This is a genomic window from Rhizobium sp. BK650 (assembly GCF_014195325.1).
Classification (GTDB): Bacteria; Pseudomonadota; Alphaproteobacteria; order Rhizobiales; family Rhizobiaceae; genus Rhizobium.
Map to the genome: position 1 here is coordinate 419,310 of NZ_JACIBK010000001.1, position 20,479 is coordinate 439,788.

The 20,479-nt window shown below is 59.1% G+C and carries 26 protein-coding genes; 14 read left to right on the forward strand and 12 right to left on the reverse strand.

Annotated features, from left to right (window positions below; all coding sequences use genetic code 11):
• Positions 1 to 58 precede the first annotated feature (58 nt).
• From FHX15_RS02010 to FHX15_RS02025, 4 genes are all read left to right on the forward strand, one after another.
• Positions 59 to 319 carry an accessory factor UbiK family protein gene (locus FHX15_RS02010; RefSeq protein ID WP_184393214.1) on the forward strand — a complete coding sequence of 87 codons (261 nt, stop codon included), beginning with the start codon at positions 59 to 61 and terminating at the stop codon, positions 317 to 319.
• Between the two features lie 402 nt (positions 320 to 721).
• Positions 722 to 1,222 (forward strand): YbjN domain-containing protein, encoded by a 501-nt coding sequence (locus FHX15_RS02015; protein WP_184393216.1) that lies wholly within the window; start codon positions 722 to 724, stop codon positions 1,220 to 1,222.
• 1 nt (position 1,223) lies between these two features.
• Positions 1,224 to 2,051 (forward strand): pyrroline-5-carboxylate reductase, encoded by an 828-nt coding sequence (gene proC / locus FHX15_RS02020; RefSeq protein ID WP_184393218.1) that lies wholly within the window; start codon positions 1,224 to 1,226, stop codon positions 2,049 to 2,051.
• A 9-nt stretch (positions 2,052 to 2,060) separates the two neighbouring features.
• Entirely contained in the window at positions 2,061 to 2,402 is a 342-nt protein-coding gene (locus tag FHX15_RS02025) for a tRNA-binding protein (protein ID WP_184393220.1), read from the forward strand.
• Between the two features lie 42 nt (positions 2,403 to 2,444).
• Here the strand turns inward: FHX15_RS02025 and FHX15_RS02030 are convergent, their stop codons facing one another.
• Together FHX15_RS02030 and FHX15_RS02035 are read right to left on the reverse strand one after the other, a co-directional pair.
• Positions 2,445 to 3,014: a DUF1349 domain-containing protein gene (locus FHX15_RS02030; RefSeq protein WP_184393221.1), complete on the reverse strand. Its 570-nt coding sequence runs from the start codon at positions 3,012 to 3,014 to the stop codon at positions 2,445 to 2,447.
• A 2-nt stretch (positions 3,015 to 3,016) separates the two neighbouring features.
• Positions 3,017 to 3,661 (reverse strand): MBL fold metallo-hydrolase, encoded by a 645-nt coding sequence (locus FHX15_RS02035; protein WP_184393224.1) that lies wholly within the window; start codon positions 3,659 to 3,661, stop codon positions 3,017 to 3,019.
• A gap of 276 nt (positions 3,662 to 3,937) precedes the next feature.
• Here FHX15_RS02035 and FHX15_RS02040 point away from each other — a divergent pair, with 276 nt between their 5' ends.
• The 5 genes from FHX15_RS02040 to FHX15_RS02060 all read left to right on the forward strand — a co-directional run bounded on the left by FHX15_RS02040 (position 3,938) and on the right by FHX15_RS02060 (position 8,097).
• Positions 3,938 to 4,555, forward strand: a complete 618-nt coding sequence (locus FHX15_RS02040) for a DUF1236 domain-containing protein (protein ID WP_184393226.1) — start codon at positions 3,938 to 3,940, stop codon at positions 4,553 to 4,555.
• A 165-nt stretch (positions 4,556 to 4,720) separates the two neighbouring features.
• On the forward strand, positions 4,721 to 4,987 hold the full coding sequence (locus FHX15_RS02045) for a hypothetical protein (RefSeq protein WP_112543582.1): 267 nt from the start codon (positions 4,721 to 4,723) through the stop codon (positions 4,985 to 4,987).
• A gap of 514 nt (positions 4,988 to 5,501) precedes the next feature.
• A complete protein-coding gene (locus FHX15_RS02050; protein WP_184393228.1) occupies positions 5,502 to 5,993 on the forward strand; it encodes a MarR family winged helix-turn-helix transcriptional regulator in 492 nt (163 codons plus the stop codon).
• Positions 5,994 to 6,695: a response regulator gene (locus FHX15_RS02055; protein ID WP_184393230.1), complete on the forward strand. Its 702-nt coding sequence runs from the start codon at positions 5,994 to 5,996 to the stop codon at positions 6,693 to 6,695.
• 25 nt (positions 6,696 to 6,720) lie between these two features.
• The gene (locus FHX15_RS02060) at positions 6,721 to 8,097 is read left to right on the forward strand and encodes an ATP-binding protein (RefSeq protein ID WP_184393232.1); all 1,377 of its coding nucleotides are present in this window, start codon (positions 6,721 to 6,723) and stop codon (positions 8,095 to 8,097) included.
• A gap of 90 nt (positions 8,098 to 8,187) precedes the next feature.
• Here FHX15_RS02060 and FHX15_RS02065 read toward each other — a convergent pair whose 3' ends face one another.
• On the reverse strand, positions 8,188 to 8,571 hold the full coding sequence (locus FHX15_RS02065) for a winged helix-turn-helix transcriptional regulator (RefSeq protein ID WP_246778868.1): 384 nt from the start codon (positions 8,569 to 8,571) through the stop codon (positions 8,188 to 8,190).
• A 95-nt stretch (positions 8,572 to 8,666) separates the two neighbouring features.
• On the opposite strand from FHX15_RS02065, the gene FHX15_RS02070 reads away from it, so the two are divergent.
• Positions 8,667 to 9,521 carry an oxidoreductase gene (locus FHX15_RS02070; RefSeq protein ID WP_184393235.1) on the forward strand — a complete coding sequence of 285 codons (855 nt, stop codon included), beginning with the start codon at positions 8,667 to 8,669 and terminating at the stop codon, positions 9,519 to 9,521.
• Between the two features lie 84 nt (positions 9,522 to 9,605).
• Here the strand turns inward: FHX15_RS02070 and FHX15_RS02075 are convergent, their stop codons facing one another.
• The 3 genes from FHX15_RS02075 to FHX15_RS02085 form a co-directional block, all read right to left on the reverse strand.
• Positions 9,606 to 10,082: a BA14K family protein gene (locus tag FHX15_RS02075; protein WP_184393237.1), complete on the reverse strand. Its 477-nt coding sequence runs from the start codon at positions 10,080 to 10,082 to the stop codon at positions 9,606 to 9,608.
• A gap of 143 nt (positions 10,083 to 10,225) precedes the next feature.
• Positions 10,226 to 10,441 carry a cold-shock protein gene (locus tag FHX15_RS02080; RefSeq protein ID WP_007824341.1) on the reverse strand — a complete coding sequence of 72 codons (216 nt, stop codon included), beginning with the start codon at positions 10,439 to 10,441 and terminating at the stop codon, positions 10,226 to 10,228.
• 489 nt (positions 10,442 to 10,930) lie between these two features.
• Complete coding sequence (locus tag FHX15_RS02085) at positions 10,931 to 11,821, reverse strand: DMT family transporter (RefSeq protein WP_184393239.1); 891 nt, start codon at positions 11,819 to 11,821, stop codon at positions 10,931 to 10,933.
• Positions 11,822 to 11,936: 115 nt separating this feature from the next.
• Here FHX15_RS02085 and FHX15_RS02090 point away from each other — a divergent pair, with 115 nt between their 5' ends.
• Positions 11,937 to 12,359, forward strand: a complete 423-nt coding sequence (locus FHX15_RS02090) for a hypothetical protein (protein ID WP_184393241.1) — start codon at positions 11,937 to 11,939, stop codon at positions 12,357 to 12,359.
• On the opposite strand, the gene FHX15_RS02095 is transcribed toward FHX15_RS02090, so the two are convergent.
• The 3 genes from FHX15_RS02095 to FHX15_RS02105 form a co-directional block, all read right to left on the reverse strand.
• Positions 12,356 to 13,510: a PQQ-dependent sugar dehydrogenase gene (locus tag FHX15_RS02095; RefSeq protein ID WP_184393996.1), complete on the reverse strand. Its 1,155-nt coding sequence runs from the start codon at positions 13,508 to 13,510 to the stop codon at positions 12,356 to 12,358. The genes FHX15_RS02090 and FHX15_RS02095 overlap by 4 nt on opposite strands.
• Before the next feature lie 108 nt (positions 13,511 to 13,618).
• Entirely contained in the window at positions 13,619 to 13,951 is a 333-nt protein-coding gene (locus FHX15_RS02100; RefSeq protein ID WP_184393242.1) for a sortase, read from the reverse strand.
• Positions 13,941 to 14,240, reverse strand: coding sequence for a hypothetical protein (locus FHX15_RS02105; protein WP_184393244.1), 300 nt, complete (start codon positions 14,238 to 14,240; stop codon positions 13,941 to 13,943). Before FHX15_RS02105 ends, FHX15_RS02100 begins: the two co-directional genes overlap by 11 nt.
• Positions 14,241 to 14,624: 384 nt before the next feature.
• Between FHX15_RS02105 and FHX15_RS02110 the strand changes: the two genes are divergently transcribed.
• Positions 14,625 to 15,827, forward strand: a complete 1,203-nt coding sequence (locus FHX15_RS02110) for a pyridoxal phosphate-dependent aminotransferase (protein WP_007824321.1) — start codon at positions 14,625 to 14,627, stop codon at positions 15,825 to 15,827.
• 122 nt (positions 15,828 to 15,949) lie between these two features.
• Here the strand turns inward: FHX15_RS02110 and FHX15_RS02115 are convergent, their stop codons facing one another.
• Positions 15,950 to 17,044 (reverse strand): calcium:proton antiporter, encoded by a 1,095-nt coding sequence (locus FHX15_RS02115; protein WP_184393246.1) that lies wholly within the window; start codon positions 17,042 to 17,044, stop codon positions 15,950 to 15,952.
• Between the two features lie 238 nt (positions 17,045 to 17,282).
• Here FHX15_RS02115 and FHX15_RS02120 point away from each other — a divergent pair, with 238 nt between their 5' ends.
• Positions 17,283 to 17,564 (forward strand): DUF2188 domain-containing protein, encoded by a 282-nt coding sequence (locus FHX15_RS02120; protein ID WP_184393248.1) that lies wholly within the window; start codon positions 17,283 to 17,285, stop codon positions 17,562 to 17,564.
• A gap of 35 nt (positions 17,565 to 17,599) precedes the next feature.
• Here the strand turns inward: FHX15_RS02120 and FHX15_RS02125 are convergent, their stop codons facing one another.
• Positions 17,600 to 18,508, reverse strand: a complete 909-nt coding sequence (locus FHX15_RS02125) for a LysR family transcriptional regulator (RefSeq protein WP_184393250.1) — start codon at positions 18,506 to 18,508, stop codon at positions 17,600 to 17,602.
• An 89-nt stretch (positions 18,509 to 18,597) separates the two neighbouring features.
• On the opposite strand from FHX15_RS02125, the gene FHX15_RS02130 reads away from it, so the two are divergent.
• The gene (locus FHX15_RS02130) at positions 18,598 to 19,605 is read left to right on the forward strand and encodes an NAD(P)H-binding protein (RefSeq protein WP_184393252.1); all 1,008 of its coding nucleotides are present in this window, start codon (positions 18,598 to 18,600) and stop codon (positions 19,603 to 19,605) included.
• A gap of 7 nt (positions 19,606 to 19,612) precedes the next feature.
• Here the strand turns inward: FHX15_RS02130 and FHX15_RS02135 are convergent, their stop codons facing one another.
• Positions 19,613 to 20,410: an aminoglycoside phosphotransferase family protein gene (locus FHX15_RS02135; protein ID WP_184393254.1), complete on the reverse strand. Its 798-nt coding sequence runs from the start codon at positions 20,408 to 20,410 to the stop codon at positions 19,613 to 19,615.
• Positions 20,411 to 20,479 lie beyond the last annotated feature (69 nt).

The following is a 20,479-nucleotide window of genomic DNA, read 5'->3' on the forward strand; positions in this document are numbered from 1 at the left end:
CTCCATTTCAGTGGCCGTAAGGCCTGACATTTACGTCGTGCGAAGGGAGAAATACGCCATGACGACCGGAACGAACCGCATCATGGATGAATTCGCCAAGCTGATGACCGATGCCGCGGGTGCCGCGCAGGGCGTGCGGAAGGAGATCGAGACGGCGTTCAATGCCCAGGCCGAGCGCTGGCTGAACAGCATGGACGTCGTCAAGCGCGAGGAATTCGAAGCCGTGCGCGAAATGGCGATCAAAGCCCGCGACGAGAACGAGGCGCTTGCTGCCCGTCTCGCAGCGCTTGAGGCCAAGCTCGCAGCAAAGGTCAAGTAAGTCCCCGCTCACAGAAGAGCTGTATAAGGTGCGGCGTGGCGCTTATGTTACACGCCGCATCTTCGATAAAAAATTCGGGTGTGATTTTTCCACCTGTGGACACTGCCAAAAAATCCAATGGGCAGAGTCTTTTACCTCTCCCGCTGAATCTGATTCCCTAAGTGCTTTCCACAACCGGTCCGGCCAAATTTCCGTTCAGGGGGCTGGCAGGCCGCTGGGGGCATTATAGACTGATTTTAAATGATGATTCGAAGCGAATTGGTAAGCTCCGGGCAGGTTCACTGCGTTAGTCTGGCAGCGGTTCAGCGATCATCCCAAGTGGTGGTTTCCGGTATTGCGTGTGTCTCGTTTTGTGTTTTTCACGAAGTTAGGCCGCATTCATTCCGGTCAAGAAGGTGCTGCATGAGCCTTATGGAATTGGAAGTCGAACGCCAGTCGAACCCGGTCGACATGATTGAGTACGTGGCTTCAAACAATGACTGGGCATTCGAGCGCTCTGGCGAAGATGAGATTGCCATGACGGTCGAGGGGCGCTGGGCCGATTACCACGTTTCTTTCTCGTGGATGGAGGAGTTCGAAGCGCTGCATCTCGGCTGCGCCTTCGATATCAAGGTTCCCGAAATCAGGGTCAACGAGGTGGTGAAACTGCTCTCGGCAATCAACGGCCAGGTACTGATGGGGCATTTCGACCTTTGGCGCCAGGAGGATGTCGTCATCTTCCGCCAGTCGCTGCTGCTTGCCGGCGGTGCCGAGCCGACCAACCGCCAGGTGGAAGTTCTGCTTTCCAGCGCCCTCGATACCTGCGAAGCCTATTATCAGGCTTTCCAATTCGTCGTATGGTCCGGCATGGAGGCCAGCAAGGCGATGGAAGCAGTCCTCTTTGAAACCGTCGGTGAGGCGTGACATGCCCGCGACCACCTTTTCAGCCACCAATCCGGTTGTCCTGATCGGAGCAGGCAATATGGGCGGAGCCATGCTCTCCGGCTGGCTGAAGAGCGGAGTTCCGGGCTCTGCCGTGGTTGTGGTCGATCCTGGCCCGTCGCCGGCGATGCTGGCGACCATTGCCGACGCCGGCTCCACGCATGTTACTGCCGCTCCTGCAGATCTCAAGGCAGGCGTGCTGTTCCTTGCCGTGAAGCCACAGGTCATGGAAACCGTGCTTCCGGCAGTCAAAAGCGTGGTCGGGCCTCAGACGGTGGTGGTTTCTGTTGCCGCCGGCAAAACGCTCGCCTTCCTGGAAAAGCATCTGGGCGAGGCGGCCATGGTGCGCGCCATGCCGAATACGCCTGCCATGATCGGACGTGGTGTGACCGGCGCTTTCGCCAATCCGCGCGTCAGCGCCGGACAGCGCGATGGCGTCGATGCTCTTCTTCGTGTCTCCGGTCCTGTCGAATGGGTGCCTGTCGAATCCGATATCGATTCCGTCACGGCGCTCTCGGGCAGTGGGCCGGCCTATGTGTTCTATCTCGTCGAGTGTATGGCAGAGGCAGGCCGTAAACTTGGCCTGCAGGCGGACCTTGCCATGCGTCTTGCGCGGGAAACTGTCGCGGGGGCTGGTGAACTGCTGCACCAGTCCGCCGACGACGCGGCACGCCTGCGCCAGAACGTGACCTCTCCTGGTGGCACGACGGCGGCCGCACTTTCCGTACTCATGGCCGAAGATGGCATGCAGCCGCTGTTCGACCAGGCGCTCGCGGCTGCCCGCAAGCGCGCCGAAGAGCTCGCTGGCTGAGAGATGATCATGGCCGAACAGATTACCTTTGCCGATTTCGAGCGTGTGGACATTCGCGTCGGCACGGTTATCGAGGCAAATCCTTTTCCGGAAGCCCGCAAGCCGGCGGTCAAGCTGATGATCGATTTCGGCCCCGAGATCGGCGTGAAAAAATCCTCGGCACAGATCACGGTACACTATTCGCCTGAGCGACTCGTTGGACGGCAGGTGCTCGCCGTCGTCAATTTTCCACCGCGCCAAATCGGCCCCTTCCACTCGGAAGTGCTGACGCTCGGTTTTGCGGACGAGCGGGGCGACATCGTGCTTGCGGCAGTCGAGCGTCCGGTGCCGAACGGTCAGAAGCTGATGTAGACCAGCCGAGCCGAGCAATCGTCGGCCCGCGCCACGAGCAGCTCAGTGGATATCGCGCGACAGCGGATCGGTCAGCGTGAAATCGCGGAAGACGGCTTCGAAACCGGCGCGTTGCGGCGAACAGAAGACCGGGCCGACCAGAACTTTCTCGAAAGCCGGATCGAACCAGGCGAGGCGGGCCATGCGCCACTCGTCCATCGTATCCGTGCTGTACTGAATGAAGAGGGCGTCGCCGTTGCGGGTGGCGCGCACCGAGATTGCGTCGAAATCATGGCCGATACGGAAGGCTGACCAGTCGGAATTCCCGTTGGTAACGACGATGCTGAAATGCCTGGCGCCATCGGTGAATTCGATGCCGCACTTTACCCAGTGCTTTTCATCGGCACGGATCATCAGGCCGGCCTGATCGTAGAGCGCTTCATAATTGCCGGAGAAGGTGACCTCGGCGGTGAAATCACCCTTGCGGCTTTGATGCAGGAAATGGCCGTCGTCGCGGTGAAAGCCGTAATAGGTGCCTTGCCAGAAATCGGTTTTCTCGCCGGAGCGGACATGAAGAGCGCCGTCGCGTTCCTCGAAGAAGGGCGGCGCGTTCAGCCAGGCCATGTGCTGCATGCTCAGATCTCCTGCAGAAAGGGGTTGCCACGGCGTTCATCGCCAATGCGGCTGCCGGGACCGTGGCCGCAGATGAAGCCGACATCGTCGCCGAGCGGCAGCACCTTATCCCTGATGGAATCGAGAAGCTGGCGATGATTGCCACCCGGCAGATCCGTGCGGCCGATAGAGCCGTTGAAGAGCACGTCGCCGAGATGGGCAAATTTCTGCGCGCGGTTGAAATAGATGACGTGGCCCGGCGCGTGTCCCGGTGTGTGGTAGACCTCGAATTCGTGGGAGCCGAACGAGACCTTGTCGCCATCCTTCAGCCAGCGGTCGGGCATAACGTTCTGCAGGCCTTGTACGCCATATTTCTCGGCCTGGGTTTCGATGCGCTGAAGGAGCGGCAGATCGTCCTCGTGCGGGCCGACGATATCGACGCCCAACTTCTCCTTGAGTTCCTTGGCGCCGCCGGCATGATCGAGATGTCCGTGGGTCAGCCAGATTTCCTTGATCTTGAAGCCATGCTTCTCGATCGCGCCTGCGACGACAGAGACATCGCCGCCTGGATCGACGACCACGCCTTCCTTCGTATCGGGATCGAAGAGAATGGTGCAGTTCTGCTGGAAGGGTGTCACCGGAATGATGCCGGCCTGGAGCATGCCCATGAATGCCTCGTTTCGCGTCTTCAATGCCCTGTCTCTATAGGCGCAAATGCGGTTGAAGGCAGCCGGAATTTTCGCCGGGCTCACGCGCAAAAGACGGGATGCAACAGGAATTTACCGGGCATCCGACAGGCAGACTGCGGTGCTTTCCTGCGTATTTGTTTCGATTTTACAGATACTTGCGCATTTTCATGCGCCGCTCTTCAACCGGTCGGCACGGATCGGAACAACCGTGGAACACATGCGTTGTCAATCCATGGCAACAAGGGAGATATTCCAATGACCTTGAATCGAAGCGTTCTGCTGGCTGGTGCCTTTCTGGCCATAAGCACCGGCTTTGCCCAGGCAGATATGGTGGCAACGTCCATCAATGACCTGAACATTCGTTCCGGTCCTGGTCCGCAATATCCTTCCGTCGGCGTAGCCACGCGCGGTTCGACCGCAATTCTTGACGGCTGCATCGAAGGCAGCCGCTGGTGCCGTGTCGACGTAAACGGCGTGCGTGGCTGGGTCTACGCCCAATATCTGCAGGTCGATCAAGGTGGATCGCCCGTCATCGTCGAGCAACATCGCGCCGACCTCGGCGTACCTGTCGTGACATACGAGACAACGGCCAGTGTCGTGCCGGCAGAACCCGTGCCCGCACCTGATGACGAGCTGATTGGCCCGGTCGGTTCGGTCGAGGCCATTACGCCGCCGGACAAAGTCCGCACTTATATCGACACGACCCCGGCGCAGACTGTGCAGCTTGGCGGCGATGTCGTCGTCGGCGCCGAAGTACCCGCGGACGTAACCTTCCAGACGATTCCTGACTATCAGTATCGCTACGTCCGCATCAACGACCGGCCAGTGCTGGTTGATCCGGGCACGCGCCGCATCGTCTATGTTTATCAATAAACGGTAGCGGGAACAGGCGGCCTCCGGGCCGCTTTTCCACGCTGCTCAGCTCCCGCATGGGTTGTTATGTATCTCTACTTCTTCTCTGGAATATGATAATATTCTAACGTGCTATCCGGTGATGGCATGAGTCGGCGATCGGGGAGATCGCCAGAGGAGGAAATTATGGAAGCTCTACTTCCGCTCATTACACAAGTGATTGCAGGGGCAGTCGGCGGCAATGCTGCGAGCGCTGCGCTGAAACAGACGGCGATCAACGTCGTTGCGCGAACGATTGCGGGCGCGATTGGCGGTATTGGCGGCGGCATGCTGCTCAGCATGCTCGGCGGTGAAGCTGCAGCGACCGGGCTGATCGCCGACGGTATCGGCGGGCTGATCGGCGGCGGCATCCTTTCTACGCTTGCCGGGCTAGTCATGGCCAAGGCACGCTGAAGGGTCGGCGCGCCTGGCGCAGGACAACCATACGGCCCGTGGACGCAACCGTCTGGCTGAACTGTCATGATTGATTTATTCGGCAGCGATTGCCGCGGCCGGATAGATTTCCTCCATGGGTTGCTCCTCAAGTGTTCGGAGATGATCGCCGGCGTGATGCTTCTAACCGATTTCGGATACTGGAGAAACCTCCGCGGCCGCCGGGATGGACGGCGATTGCTGTTCGCCTGACCCAAACGCCCATTGCAGCGCCATGCGATCGGGCGCAGATCAGCATTTAAAGAATTCAAGGCATCCTTGCCTCTCCCGGCGGGTTTGCGCCATGTCTGTTGATTGTTATCCCTATTACGTTCTATCCACTTACATTGGGGGGAATTGCGCGTGGCGTTGGACATTTGCCGGCGGGCTTCCTGCAACGTCCGCTGGACGACCACCGACGTAAATTTATGCCAGTAGGGCGGGCATGCTTTTGCGAAAGCTTCGCTATATCGCGCCAATGGAAAGGGAAAGACGAGTGCCACGACAGACCAGCTCGAAAGCAGGCAAACCTGAGCCGCTGGCCACGCCGATGGAAGATACCGGAATCATCGATTTCGAGATCATCGAGCTGTTCTTCTTCGCCTATCGTGACTTCGTATCCGATCCCGATGCCATTCTCGAAACGAGCGGGTTTGGGCGCGCACATCATCGCGTCGTGCACTTCGTCAACCGCAATCCCGGCATGACCGTTGCCGATCTGCTCGATACGCTGAAGATCACCAAGCAAAGCCTTGCAAGGGTGCTGAAACAACTGATCGATTCAGGCTATATTCGTCAGGTGGCAGGCCCGGAGGATCGCCGTCAGCGCAAGCTCTATCCTACCAAATCGGGCAGGGAGCTGGCGCTTGCGCTTGCCGAGCCGCAATCACGCCGTATTGAACGGGCATTCGAGGGATCTACCCAGCAGGCGCGAGAGGACGTAAAGGCATTCCTCCGAGGCATGAGAGACAGGCAGAAGGCGGATTGAATGGCGGTGAAGACAGGCATTTCCGATGACGCGGCGCATCTTCTTGTCGTCGACGACGACACCCGTATTCGCGCGCTCCTCAATCGCTACCTGACGGAAAATGGTTTTCGCGTAACCATTGCCTCTGACGGGGCGGAGGCGCAACGCAAGCTAGCGGGGCTCGATTTCGACCTTATCATCATGGACGTGATGATGCCGGGGGAATCCGGCATCGACGTGACGCGCGGGCTGAGGGCCGTGAAGAACGTACCGATCATCATGCTGACGGCGCTTGCCGAATCCGACAACCGGATTGCCGGTCTGGAGGCGGGTGCCGACGACTATCTCTCCAAGCCTTTCGATCCGCGCGAACTCGTGCTTCGTGTCAACAACATCCTGCGCCGCAACAGCAGTGGCGATACGCCGAAGATAGAGCAGATTATGTTCGGCCCCTATACCTTCTCGCTGACGCGCAAGGAGCTGAAGAAGGCAGCCGAAGTGATCCGTTTGACGGACCGCGAGCAGGAGATCATGCTGCTTTTTGCCCGGCGGGCCGGCGATACGATACCGCGGCACGAGCTGATCGGAGACGATGCGGAAGTCGGCGAGCGTACCATCGACGTGCAGATCAACCGCCTGCGCCGCAAGATCGAGGACGATCCTGCCAATCCGGTCTGGCTGCAGACAGTGCGCGGCATCGGATACAGGCTGAGCATCGACTGAAACGACAGGTTCGGGACCGGCGCAAATGGTAACATTCGACAGCCTGCGGCGGGAAGACCGCTCTCCTGCGCCCGGCTGGCGCTGGTTCATCCGCTGGCTGCGGCGACAATTGCCGACCGGCCTCTATACCCGGTCGCTGCTCATCATCATCATCCCAATGGTGCTTCTGCAGTCGGTTGTTGCAGCCGTCTTCATGGAGCGTCACTGGCAGATGGTGACGGAGCGGCTGTCGCTTGGAGTGACCCGCGATATCGCTGCCATCATCGAGGTCATCGAGACCTATCCGCAGGATTCCGATTATAGCGATATAATCCGCATCGCTCGCGATCAGCTCAATCTGCAGATCTCGATCGAGCCGGATGGCGATCTGCCGCCGCCGCGCGAAAAGCCGTTCTTCTCGATCCTCGATGGCATCCTGAGCGACGAGATTACCGATGAAATCCGCCGGCCGTTTTGGATCGATACAGTTGGCAATTCCAATCTTATCGAGATCCGCATCAAGCTCGACAACCGCATCCTGCGTGTGATCACCAAACGCAGCCAGGCCTATGCATCGAACACGCATATTTTCATTCTCTGGATGGTGGGCGCATCACTGGTATTGATCGCGATCTCGATCCTCTTCCTGCGCGGCCAGATCCGGCCGATCCTCAATCTTGCGCGGGCGGCGGAGAGTTTCGGCAAAGGCCAGAAGGCCGACAATTTCCATCCGCGCGGGGCAGATGAGGTACGGCGCGCCGGTCTTGCCTTCATTCTCATGCGCGAGCGCATCGAACGGCAGATCGAGCAGCGTACGGCGATGCTCTCGGGCGTTAGCCACGACCTCAGGACAATCCTGACACGCTTCAAGCTTCAACTGGCGCTCGCCGGCGACAATCCCGATCTTGCCGGCCTGAATGAAGACGTCAATGATATGCAGACCATGCTCGAAGCCTATATGGCTTTCGCGAAGGGCGAGGTGGAGGAGGATGTCGGCGAGCTGAAGCTCAGCGAGATTTTCGAGAAGCTCGAAGCCGATTTCGAGTTGCATGGCAAGGTGCTGACCTATTCCATCGACGGCGAGGACGATATCTCGGTGCGGCCGAATGCCTTCATGCGGCTCGTGACCAATCTCGCCTCCAATGCAAGGCGCTATGCGGACACGCTGAACATCGAGGCGAAGCACGGCGCGAAATGGCTGACTATCATTTTCGACGATAACGGCCCCGGTATTCCTGAGAAGTTCCGCGAGGATGTTTTCAAGCCGTTCTTCCGGCTGGACAGCGCGCGCAATCTCGATGCGTCGGGTACTGGCCTGGGACTTGCTATCGTCAGAGATATTGCGCGCAGTCACGGCGGCAATATCACGCTCAGCGACAGCCCCCTCGGCGGCCTCAGGGCGACGGTGCGGATCCCGGCCTAAAGCATGTCGAGCAGGTGTGCCCGGCTTTGCAGTGACAAACATGCGAAAGCCTAGAGAGTGGCAGGCGAAGCTGAAAGATCGCGATGCCCTTTAGCGCGCGCTCGCCGGTTTTGCGGCGTCGAATTCGTTCAGATGGATGACGATCCAGCGCCAGAGCGAGACGACCTGCGTCAGCAATTCTCGGCCGAGGGGCGTCAGCTCATATTCGACTCGGGGCGGCACCTGCGGATAGAGTGTGCGGATGACGAGACCGTCGCTTTCCAGCGTGCGCAGCGTCTGCGTCAACACTTTCTGACTGATATCCTCGACCCGCTCCAGCACTCTTGAAAACCGCAAGGGGCCATCGGCTTCCGACAACACGTGAAGGACGCGCAGCGGCCATTTTGCTGCGGCGCGCTCCAGCATCTGTCGCGCTCGCGCGTCCTGCTCATCGCTCATGTTACGACAGAAATCGAAGATGTCGTCATCCATCATAGTTACTTTCAGGTGTGTATAGATCTCCAAGGTACCTTCTTTCCAATAGAAACAATAGATCCTAAATGGATTGGGAACCGAAAAGGAGGTTTCCCATGTCAAAGGTTTGGTTGATTACCGGAAGTTCGCGTGGCCTTGGCCGCGCGCTGGCCAAGGCGGTGCTCGAGGCTGGCGACAAGCTGGTCGCGACGGCACGTGATCCCGGCCAGCTTGCCGATCTCGTTGGAGCCTATGGCTCGCGTATTCTTGCACTGCCGCTCGATGTCACGGACGAGGCGGCAGCCGAGGCTGCCGTGAAGACTGCGGTCAAGACGTTCGGCCGGCTCGACGTGTTGGTCAATAATGCCGGTTACGGCAATGTCGCGCCGATCGAGGATACGAGCCTTGCGGATTTCCGGGCGCAGATCGAGACCAATCTCTTCGGTACTGTTATCATGACCAAGGCGGCGATCCCGGTCATGCGCGGGCAGGGGGCAGGACACATCATCCAGTTCTCCTCCGTCGGCGGCCGGATCGGCCCAGTGGGGCGCGCGCCTTATGCGGCAGCAAAATGGGGCGTCGAGGGCTTTTCCGAAGTGCTTTCCAAGGAGGTCGGGCCGCTCGGCATCAAGGTAACAGTGATCGAGCCTGGCGGTTTCCGAACTGATTTCGCCGGTTCCTCGACGACGATTTACGAAGGCCGTCCGGAATATGCCGGGACGGTTGGCGCCATGGCAAATTATCAGCTGAACTATAATGGCCGCCAGCCCGGCGATCCGGACAAGGCCGCTGCCGCGGTGCTACACATTGCTTCGCTCGATGTGCCGCCGCTGCGACTGCTGCTTGGCAGCGATGCGACGGCAGCGGTCGAGAAGGCTGATGCCGCGCGAATGGAGGCCGACCGCACCTGGCGCGCCCTCAGCCAGTCGACCGACTTCGAGCCGACCGGCAGGGCCGAGCGTATGCCTTAGCATCGGAAAGCAGTTTGATTACCCACCATAAATGAAAAGCGCCGCTCGAAGGCGGCGCTTCTCATTCGTAACGTTGTCAGCCTATCAGCTTGCGACGCAGAAATGCTCGCGACCGTCGTTGCCGACATAGGTGCCGCTCTGCGGATCGAAGCTGCGGTAGCGATAGGAGCAGTAGCGCTGCCATTGAGCGCTCCAGGGCTCCAATGCGCCGGCTGAGCGATCATAGACGGGGCGGCCATAGACAGGACGGCCATAGACCGGCTCGGAATAGGCGGGTTCGGAGTAAATCGGACGCGCGCGGTAAACCGGCGGCGGAGCATATTCAGGCTCATAGACCGGCGGGTCGATGTAGCGGCGTTCTTCGTAGACCGGGCCGTTATTCGCATTGGCGATGGCAGAGCCGACGATCAGGCCGGTAGCAAGGCCAACGGCGCCGCCAACCAGCGCGTCGTTGTTATGCCTATGATGCCAATGGTCGTCGGCGGAGGCTTCGCCGATGGCCGAGACGGTCAGGGCAGCGGCAGTTGCCGTCAGAAGAATGGTCTTTGCAAGCCTGTTCATCGCGTAAAATCCCGGTATCGGGAACCGGAAGCGGTCCCTTCTTTATGGTTCCGAAACTAGCGGCGTCATGCTGAATGGAGTCTGAACGACAAAACCCGGCATGGCTGCCGGGCTTCAACTCGATTCCACGCCTATGCGAGGGTTCAGCCTGAAATCTGCAGATTGACGGCCTTTGGGCCCTTGCCGCGGCGATCCGGCTCCGTGTCGAAGCTTACTTTCTGGTTTTCCGTCAGACCGGCCAGACCGGAAGCCTGAACGGCAGAAATGTGAACGAAGATATCGGCGCCGCCCTTGTCCGGCTTGATAAAGCCGAAGCCCTTGTCGGTATTGAAGAATTTTACAGTGCCAGTCTCGGCCATGCCTCAGGTCCTTTTGTCTCCGCCCGCCATCCACACGGGCAGCATTACGCTATTGCCTTCTTGCGAAGACGCTGGCAGGCAGATCTTGAAATGTGAGAAAAAGGTCCCCTCTACCTCCGCCGGTTCCAGACAGGACTTAACGCCTGCTGTTTTTTGGGACCGGCTGACCGGAATATTAGCGTTTCCGGCTCGCAAATTCTTAAGGACTTCCCATGCTCGCAAAATGCCCGAACGCGCGAAGAGTGCTGCGTTTGGGGGATTTTGGCAAGCAAAAGTTTTTTAACGTGTTCCTAAGATCACACTCGCAAATCTGGCCAGTTTTCGCAAAATCGCAAAAAATCCGCCGTCGGAGGCAAATGATTAACGTTTTATATCGTCTGCAATATAAGTTCCGGGCAGATTTTGCCAAAAATGCAACGATAGCGCGTCTTGTCGGCTGTTAAAAAAAATTTTCTAATTGCCTTAAATGCCCCACAAATGGGCGCGCGGTCAGGCCGTTTGCCTCCGGCGGCGAGCCAATTCAGGCACGAGTTCGACTACAAGCATAGCGATAAACATCAGCGCGCAACCAGCATAGCCGGGTGCCGGCATGCTTTCGCCCAAGAGAAGTGCGGCGAGTGTGGCGCCGAACAGTGCTTCGGCGGAGAGAAAGATCGCCGCCTGCGACGGCGTCGTGTAGCGCTGAGCGACGACCTGGAGCACGAATGCGACTCCCGAGGAGAAGAGACCGACATAGAGGATTTCAGGCGCGGCCATACTGATATCTTCAAGGCTGATCGATTCCGACATGGCGGCGGCGAAGAGGGCGCAGACCGCCGTGACTGCGAACTGGGCGTTAGACAGGGCAAGCGGCCGGCCGGTTTCGCCGACCGTCGTTCCGGCGAGCGTGATCTGTATCGACCAGAAGATGGCGCAGACGACCGTCAGCAGGTCGCCGGCCGTAAGTGCCGAGAGCTGGCCGCCAGAGAGAAGATAGATGCCCGCCACGGCCATGATCGCACCCGGCCAGATGATCCAGTGCGGCGAGCGGCGCAGGAAGAGGACGGCAATCAGCGGCACGAAGATCACATACAGGCCGGTGATGAAGCTGGAATTGGTGACGGTCGTCGTCTGCAGGCCGATCTGCTGTGTCGATGCGCCGCCGAAGAGCGCAAGACCGATCAGCAGGTAGAGGCCGAGATGCCGGCGGCTGGTCGCGATCTTAGCCTTGCGGGCTTCGAGGAGCGTGAAGGGAAGCGTGGCGAGGGCTGCAATGGCGAAGCGCAGGCCGATGAACCAGAAGGGGCCGATCGCCTTCATTGCCGTCGACTGGGCGACGAAGCCGCCGCCCCAGATGGCGGCTGCAAGCAACAGAAGGAGGTTCGCCTGAACGCGCGTCATTTCACTCTCGATGTTGAGGAAGTGTCGATGATTAGTGACCAGGTGGTTAGCAGTTGCATTTCTCTTCGGCAAGGACGAGGCTGGAATCTGACGGTTCGGACAGGGCAATGACTTGATGGTGGGATATTCCGGCACGCCCCTCGCAAAGAAACTTGGCCTTCAAGCTGGGCAGGCAGCGTTACTCGTCAATGTTCCCGATGGGCTTAGCGAGATCGGCGTATTCGCGGGTTTTGCATCCATCGAACATGTCTTGCCGGCAACCTCTAGACGGCAGTTCGATTATATCCACGTCTTCGAAACGCAACGTGCGGTCTTGGAAGAGATGTCGGCGGCGTTGTTTCGCGTGTTAAGGCCCGATGGCATGATCTGGATTTCCTGGCCGAAGAAGAGTGCGAAGGTGCCGACCAGCATCACAGAGGGCGCGTTGCGCGAGATCCTGCTGCCGACAGGCCTCGTCGACGTCAAGGTCTGCGCCGTCGATGAAATCTGGTCGGCGTTGAAATTCATGATCCGTAGGGAATTGCGAGGTTCCCTTTAGCGGGTCCGGTCTTCGGCGCGAGAAACCCGAAGCAGTTCCCCGTCATCCTCGTCGGTTACCATCAGCAATGCTCCATCCGGGGCGACAATGACATCGCGGATGCGGCCATATTTGCCTTCGAACATGCGTTCCTCGGCGGTGAAGGCGCCACTCGAATCCCGTTGCATGCGCGACAGCAACTGGAATTTCAAAGCCGCTACGATGAAATTGCCGTCCCATTCGGGGAACATCTTCCCGCGATAGACGGCAAGAGCGCCCGGAGCGATCGAGGGATCCCAATAGTGCAGCGGCTGCTCCAAGCCTTGCTTGGCGGTTCCTTCGCCGATCTTGGCGCCGGAATAGTCGCGGCCATAGGTGATGATCGGCCAACCGTAATTCTTGCCGGCCTCGGGATTGTTGATTTCGTCACCGCCGCGTGCGCCATGCTCGACGGTGTAGAGTTTGCCGTCGGCGCTGTCGAAGGTGATCCCCTGCGGGTTGCGATGGCCTTTGGACCAGATTTCCGGCAAGGCCTTGCCGCCATCCTTGAAGGGATTGTCGGCGGGAATGCTGCCATTGGCATTGATATGGACGATCGAACCGGCGTCATCCTTCCAGTCCTGCGAACGGTCGCGGTCGCCGCGGTCGCCGACGCTGATGAACAGCGAGCCGTCGGGGGCGATTGCAATGCGCGAGCCGTATTGAATGTTGCCGCGGGTGAAATGCCGCATCGCGAAAATGGACGTGACGTTTTGCAGGCTCTTTTCGTCCTGTGACAGGGTGGCGCTGAAGGCTTCCGTGCCAGAGCCTCTGTCGTTGGCGGTTGCGGCGGTCAGATAGAGCTTTCGGCTGGTCGCGAAATCCGGGGAGAGGGCGACATCCATAAGGCCGCCCTGGCCGCGGGCGTTGACTTCGGGAACGCCGCTGATCGGGTCGGAAACATTGCCATCGCGGACGATGCGCAACCGCCCCGGCCGTTCCGTCACGATAAAGCTGCCATTCGGCAGGACCTCAACCGCCCATGGGTGCTCCAGTCCCTTGCCAAGTTTCTCGACGCGAACCGAGACCTTCTGCGTCTTGACGATATCCCCGCTCTGCGCAAAGGCGGGAACTGCGAAGGCCGCAACAACTGCCAGCAGCGTGGTAAAACGAAATGTCGAATAGGCGTCCATCATAATCCCCCGCCGTCAGTTTCAGGGGAAATTGGCTCGGGTCATCGGCGCTTCAACCATATTCGGCGCTCCATAACGGTTTTGTGTTCTCCGGTTGAATGGCGGACGTCAGTTGATCTGGCGGTGAAGGGTGCGAATGCCGAAGTCGGCGTATTGCAGTTCCGCGCTCATCATTTTTTGAGTGATGAAGCCGGTGCGCTTGGCTTCGGCTTTCAGGAAAAGCCCGCAGCCGATCAGCGCCATCCCGTAAAAGGCAAGGCAGACGATGCCGACGGCGACCAGCTTTTCGATGATCGAAAGCCTGGGCAGGCGAGGTCTTTGCGGTGCTGGCAGCGCATCATGGGCAGACGCCGCAGCCATGGCAAGCTCCATATAGGTCGGCAACGGCTCGTAGAAGCCTGCCTCTTCGCTCCAGTCAGCACGCTGCGGTTTACCGGCCATCGCGCTGGCCTCTCGATAGGACAAGGCCCTTGATGCGGCGCAGCCAGATGGCAAGCCCGTTTGCCGCGACGAATGCGGCGAAGAGCATCGTTACGCCGTCCCTGATCGTCCGGTCGGCATTGGATGCCTGGATGGAACTGGAAGCCATCGCGGCCTCTGCTTCGACGGCCGAAAAGAGGCCGAACGTCACGACGGCGCAGCATGCAAAAGCGACGACTGCCACCATCCACGATAAAGAAACCCGGTCTGCGCGCAGGCGTCCCGCTACACGCTCGTCTTCCAGAAACATGGTATGCCCTCAATAACCAATGTTGGATGGTGGAGAATACCGTTTCCATCTCGGCACTCTGACGACCGAATTGAGGCACGCCGCGGCATTTGTTGCGGCTTATTCGTGGCAAATGGTAAACGGGCGATAACCTTGATTTTCCGGCATAAAACGGGACCGACTTCAGAAACTGATTCAACTTCTTGTGAGGCTCGATCGGCCATGCGGATTGCCTCGTGGATGCTCGCTTCAAAATTCCGGACGCAGATGCGGCAATAGATCAATAAGAATCATCGCCGCCATCACGCCTTTGCGCTTGAAATGATGTCATACATTGGACATAGAGCTTAGCGCAGAACTCCGGTCCCGGCCTTCTGCCCGTTTCAACCTTGTAGGACCGATATCATGGCCTTCCTTGCCGATGCCCTTTCCCGCGTGAAGCCTTCAGCCACCATCGCCGTTTCTCAGAAGGCGCGCGAACTGAAAGCCAAAGGACGTGACGTGATCGGTCTCGGCGCGGGCGAGCCCGATTTCGATACGCCCGAGAATATCAAGAAGGCAGCTATCGACGCGATCAATCGTGGCGAGACGAAATATACGCCGGTGTCCGGTATCCCCGAGCTGCGTAAGGCGATTGCCGCCAAGTTCAAGCGCGAAAACGGTCTGGAATATTCCTGGGAGCAGACGATTGTCGGCACGGGCGGCAAGCAGATCCTGTTCAACGCCTTCATGGCGACGCTGAACCCCGGCGATGAAGTCGTGATTCCCGCACCTTACTGGGTGTCCTATCCCGAGATGGTGGCGCTGTGCGGCGGCACACCGGTTTTCGTTTCGGCCACCCAGGAGCATAATTTCAAGCTCCAGCCTGCCGATCTCGAAAAGGCGATCACGCCGAAGACCAAGTGGTTCATCTTCAATTCGCCGTCCAACCCGACGGGCGCTGCCTATACCCATGACGAGTTGAAGGCGCTGACGGATGTGCTGATGAAGCATCCGCAGGTCTGGGTGCTGACGGACGACATGTACGAGCACCTGACTTATGGTGACTTCAAATTCGTCACGCCCGTCGAAGTCGAGCCGAAGCTCTACGACCGCACGCTGACGATGAACGGCGTCTCCAAGGCCTATGCGATGACCGGCTGGCGTATTGGTTATGCGGCAGGCCCGATCCAGCTGATCAAGGCCATGGACATGATCCAGGGGCAGCAGACATCGGGTGCGACCTCGATCGCCCAGTGGGCGGCCGTCGAAGCGCTGAACGGCACACAGGACTTCATCCCCGAGAACAAGAAGATCTTCGAAGGCCGCCGTGACCTCGTCGTTTCCATGCTGAACCAGGCCAAGGGCATCGTCTGCCCGGTGCCGGAAGGCGCCTTCTATGTCTATCCGTCCTGCGCCGGTCTCATCGGCAAGACAGCCCCGTCCGGCAAGGTGATCGAGACGGACGAGGATTTCGTTTCCGAACTGCTGGAATCGGAAGGCGTTGCCGTCGTTCATGGCTCGGCCTTCGGCCTCGGCCCGAACTTCCGCATCTCCTATGCGACGTCGGAAGAATTGCTCGAGGAAGCTTGCCGCCGCATCCAGCGCTTCTGCGGCGCCTGCAAGTAATCGGCAGCATCAGCCCTATCGAAAAGCCCGCCAGAGATAGCGGGCTTTTTTGTTGCCTGGTTTTTCACTTCAACGTGTTTCGAAAGCGATTCCGCTTTTGCCGCTAAGTCCCTGATTCAGATTCAAAGTCCGATTGCGGTCAGCATGATGAAAGTCGCGAAAAGGATGAAATGCGTCATGCCCTCGATGGCGTTCGTCTCACCATCATTAAGATTGATGGCGGCTGCGATCAGCGTGATCGCGACCATGACAGTCTGGACCGGCGACATGGCCATGATGAAGGGCTGGCCGGTATAGAGTGCGATGCCCTCCATCACCGGCACGGTCAGAATGACCGTCGAAAGGGAGGCGCCCATGGCGATGTTGACGGTTGCCTGCATGCGGTTACGCAAAGCCGCCCTTAGAGCGGTCAGGATTTCCGGTGCGGCGGAGATAGCGGCCACCACGATCGCGGTCACGGCCACGGGAGCGCCGCTGTCGCGCAGGCCTTCGCTCATAAAGCCCGACATGAATTCGGCGAGCGCACCGATAATGACGACGCCGATAAGGATCACTGCGATCGAGGTTGAGACCGATCCCTCCTCGTCATGTCCGTCGGGATGTTGCTTCTGTCTCTCCGAGCGCGGATAGCTGTAGGAGAAGAAATAGCTGTGCTGGCCGACCTGCATGCGCAGGAAGAGGCCGTAGAGGGCGATCATGGCGATGATGGTGAAGGCGGAATAATAGTGCCACTTGTCATCGGGCACGAATTCCGGAACGATCATCGAGATGCCCATGGCGGTCAGGATCATTACGCCATAGGTCTTGCCGGAATTGTCGTTATAGGGCTGCTCGCCATGTTTCAGGCCGCCCAGAAGGGCAGCAAGGCCGAGGATGCCGTTAATATCGAGCATGAGTGCCGAATAGATCGTGTCGCGCACGAGTGTCGGCGAGGTCTCCTCGCCGCTCATCATGATGGCGAGGATGACGACTTCAACGGCGACGGCCGACAGCGTCAGGATCATCGTGCCATAGGGATCGCCGACCTTGACGGCCAGAAGTTCGGCATGATGGGCGACACGCATGGAGGCGAGCACGATGGTCGCGATAAGGGCTGCTGCGGCTACAAGCGCCATGCCCCGTCCTGCCTCCATGACCGAATGTTCCAACAAATAGGCGATGACCGCGACGAGGGCCGCCACAATCAAGAAAATTTCTTCCTTAAGATGCAGTATCATTTCTAGCACCAGCGCCGATTTTGATTCCCCGGGGAATCTAAGCCGGTGATTTTTCTATGCAAGCGGACTCGCCACTGATGAAATTTGCAGTCTGTGACAATTAATGAAATACTGCTTTTCATACGGCAGCCGGAACCCAGATCGCGGCGTCCTCGAAATCTTCTCAAGCGGCCCGCGCTGAACCGGACATGATCCGGGAGCCTACGGATGCGCAAGGAGAAGAAGAGGAGACAAATGCATGGTCAAGGTGGTCTACGAAGTCGTACCGCATGACGGCGGCTGGGCCTACAAGCTTGGGGATGTCTATTCCGAGGCATTTCCGAGCCACTCCGAAGCGCTGGAAGCAGCCCGCATCGTTGCGGCCGAACAGCAGGTTGGCGGCGATTCCGCCGAGATCAGCTGGCAGGATGCGCAGGGCAAGTGGCATGAGGAATATGCAGAGGGTGGCGATCGTCCCGAGACCGAGGTCGTGGACAGCTTTACCAAAAGCCGTTCGCCCGAGGTTTCCCCGGAGCCCTGATCTTCCGCTGATTTTCATCGTCTTTCAGCGCGTTGTCAGGCGCGCGTATCCTTGCATGACTTAATATAGTTCAGCAGGCCCTTGACCAGCGCGTCGAAGGTGACGCGGCAGCGTGGAGAGGTCTTGAGGTTCTGGTGCATGGCGACCCATGTGCGGAGCGGGATTTCGAATTCATTGGCCAGAATATGAACGAGGTCGGGGTTCGGACGGGCAAGCCCCGTCTGGCAGATACCGATGCCTATGCCGGCGCGGATTGCTGCTATTTGGGCCAGTTGACTGCTGGTGCGGAAGATATAGCTGAGCTCATCGGCTAGCGGGTAGAGCTTGCGCATCATTCGGATATAGGCCGTCTGCCGATCGAAACCGATGAAGCGATGACCGGCAAGCTCGGCCATGGTCTGTGGTGTGCCGTGGCGTTCCAGATAGCGGCGATGTGCATGAAAGCCGAGCGGAATATCACCGATGCGCCGCACCAGCAGCGCATCCTGCTGCGGTTCGGCCATCCGAACCGCGATATCTGCTTCCCGGTTCATGAGATCTTCCAGCGTGTCGGAAGCCGATAGTTCCACGTGTAGTCCGGGATAGGCTTCCTGCAGGTCGGCGATGATTGGCGGCAAAACTTCGATGCCGATCACTTCGCTGGCGCTGATGCGCACGGTGCCTTCCACCTTGTCGCGCTGGCTCGATGCGGTACGCAGAAGCGCGGCGGCCGTCGTTGCCAGCGTTTCGGCATAGGGCTGGAGATCGAGTGCCATGTCGGTCGGCAGCAGGCCGTTCGACGAGCGAGTGAACAACTCGGCGCCGACGGCTTCTTCCAGCGCATCGATATGGCGGCCGATTGTCGGCTGTGTCAGGCCAAGTTCGCGGGCGGCGGCGGAGAGCGATCCGTGCTGCAGTACGGCGAGGAAGGAACGGTAAAAATCCCAGCTTGGCTCGATATCCATATATTTATGTATGGCAGCGGAACTTATTTCGTCAATATTGTTTAGCCTTGGCTCAAGGCATAGTCGTCTCATCAAACAAGGAGATGATCATGAGCAGCGAATATCAGGACAAGAAATTGGCGCTCGTTCTCGGCGCGACCGGCGGTATCGGCGGCGCGGTTGCCCGCAAGCTGCAGGCCCGCGGCTGGACGATCAAGGCGCTCAACCGCAACGCCGCCAAGGCATCGGCGGGCGGGCAGGGCTTCGAGTGGGTGCAGGGCGACGCGATGAATGCGGTCGATGTTCGCAAGGCGGCGGAAGGTGTTGACCTCATCGTTCATGCCGTCAATCCTCCCGGTTATCGTGATTGGGAAAAGCTGGTTCTGCCGATGCTGGACAATACGATTGCCGCGGCCCGCGCCGTCGGCGCACGCATCCTGCTCCCGGGCACCGTCTATAATTTCGGTCCCGATGCCTTTCCAGTCGTGACGGAGGATAGTCCGCAGCATCCGGTGACGAAGAAGGGCAAGATCCGCGTCGAGATGGAAGAGCGGCTGAGAGCCGCTTCCGAGACCGGTACCGGCGTTATCATCGTCCGCGCAGGCGATTTCTTCGGGCCAAGCGCCACCAGCAATAGCTGGTTTTCCGCCGCTTTCGCCACGCCGGGCAAGCCAGTTGGTACGATTCGGAATCCGGCGCTTTCTGGTATCGGGCACCATTGGGCCTATCTGCCTGATGTCGCTGAGACGATGGCGCAACTCGTCGAGCGGGCCGAGCGGCTGCCGGCTTTCGCCTGCTATCACATGAACGGTTTCTGGGATGGCGATGGCCGTCAGATGGCTGAGGCAGTCCGGCGTGTTGCCGACGGCAAGGCGAAGATCGGTCGCTTCCCTTGGTTCATCGTGCCGTTGCTTGCTCCTTTCATGACACTGATGCGGGAGATGAAGGAGATGCGCTATCTCTGGAAAGTCCCGTTGCGCATGAAGAATGACAGGCTGGTGGCCGAACTCGGAACCGAGCCGCATACGCCGATCGACGAGGCCGTGCGGGCGACTTTGATTGCGCAGCGCTCGCTGCCGGAGATGCATGGCTCGACAGTGCCTCTCGCGAAGGCCTAAAGGCAGGTTAGGCAAGTTCTGCGAGCGCGATACGGGCGACCGTCAGAGGTTTTTCGGCGGAGGCATGGTCGCCGTCTTCAAGGAACCAGGCGGCGGAGAGGCCGGAATAGGCGGCGATCCACTTCAACAGCCTTGACGGCTCGATATCTGCCTCCTTGGAGACGATTGTAAGCTGGCGCTGGAGGCGTTTGGGATCTGTCGTCGTCGGCAGATCTTCATTGGCGAAGATATTGGCAAAGTCGTAGCCGCGTTCGCCATAGATCCGCTTGGGATCGATTGCCAGCCAGCCTCGGTCGCCGAAATCGAGGATGTTGCGGTGATGGATGTCGCCGTGCAGGATGCTGAGTTGCTGTGGCGCAGCGAGCAGGGCGCTTGCTACCTTCCAGCAATCGGTAAAGGTGCCGCCATGGTTACGTGCTGCCGGTTCCAGACTGCGGAACCAGCGTCCAAGCGTTGGGGAATCGTGAAGAGGCGTGGGGCGTGGCGCGTGCAACCTTGCTGCAGTCCGCACCATGATGCGGCTTGCCTCATCGTCCTCGCCGTTGAGTGCCATTTCCAGCAGTGAGTATTTGTCCACTGCGCGCTCCAGAAGGATAGCGTCATCCTCCTGCGCATAAACGCGGGCCGCGCCATCGCCATCCCACCATTTCATCAGTAAGGCGCCTTCGCGCTCGCTGCTGTCGGTTGCGACTTTCAGCATGGCCGATTTGTCCTGCCAGATGACCGGCAGGAGACGGCTCGAATGAGTGATGATTGGTTGACCGTCAGGTGTCAGCGACCAGCGTTCGAGATAGGGCGAGAACATAGTACCATGCTAGCGGCAATCTCCTGAAATGGAAATCCCGCCAGATAGCGGGATTTCTGTTTGCCGAGG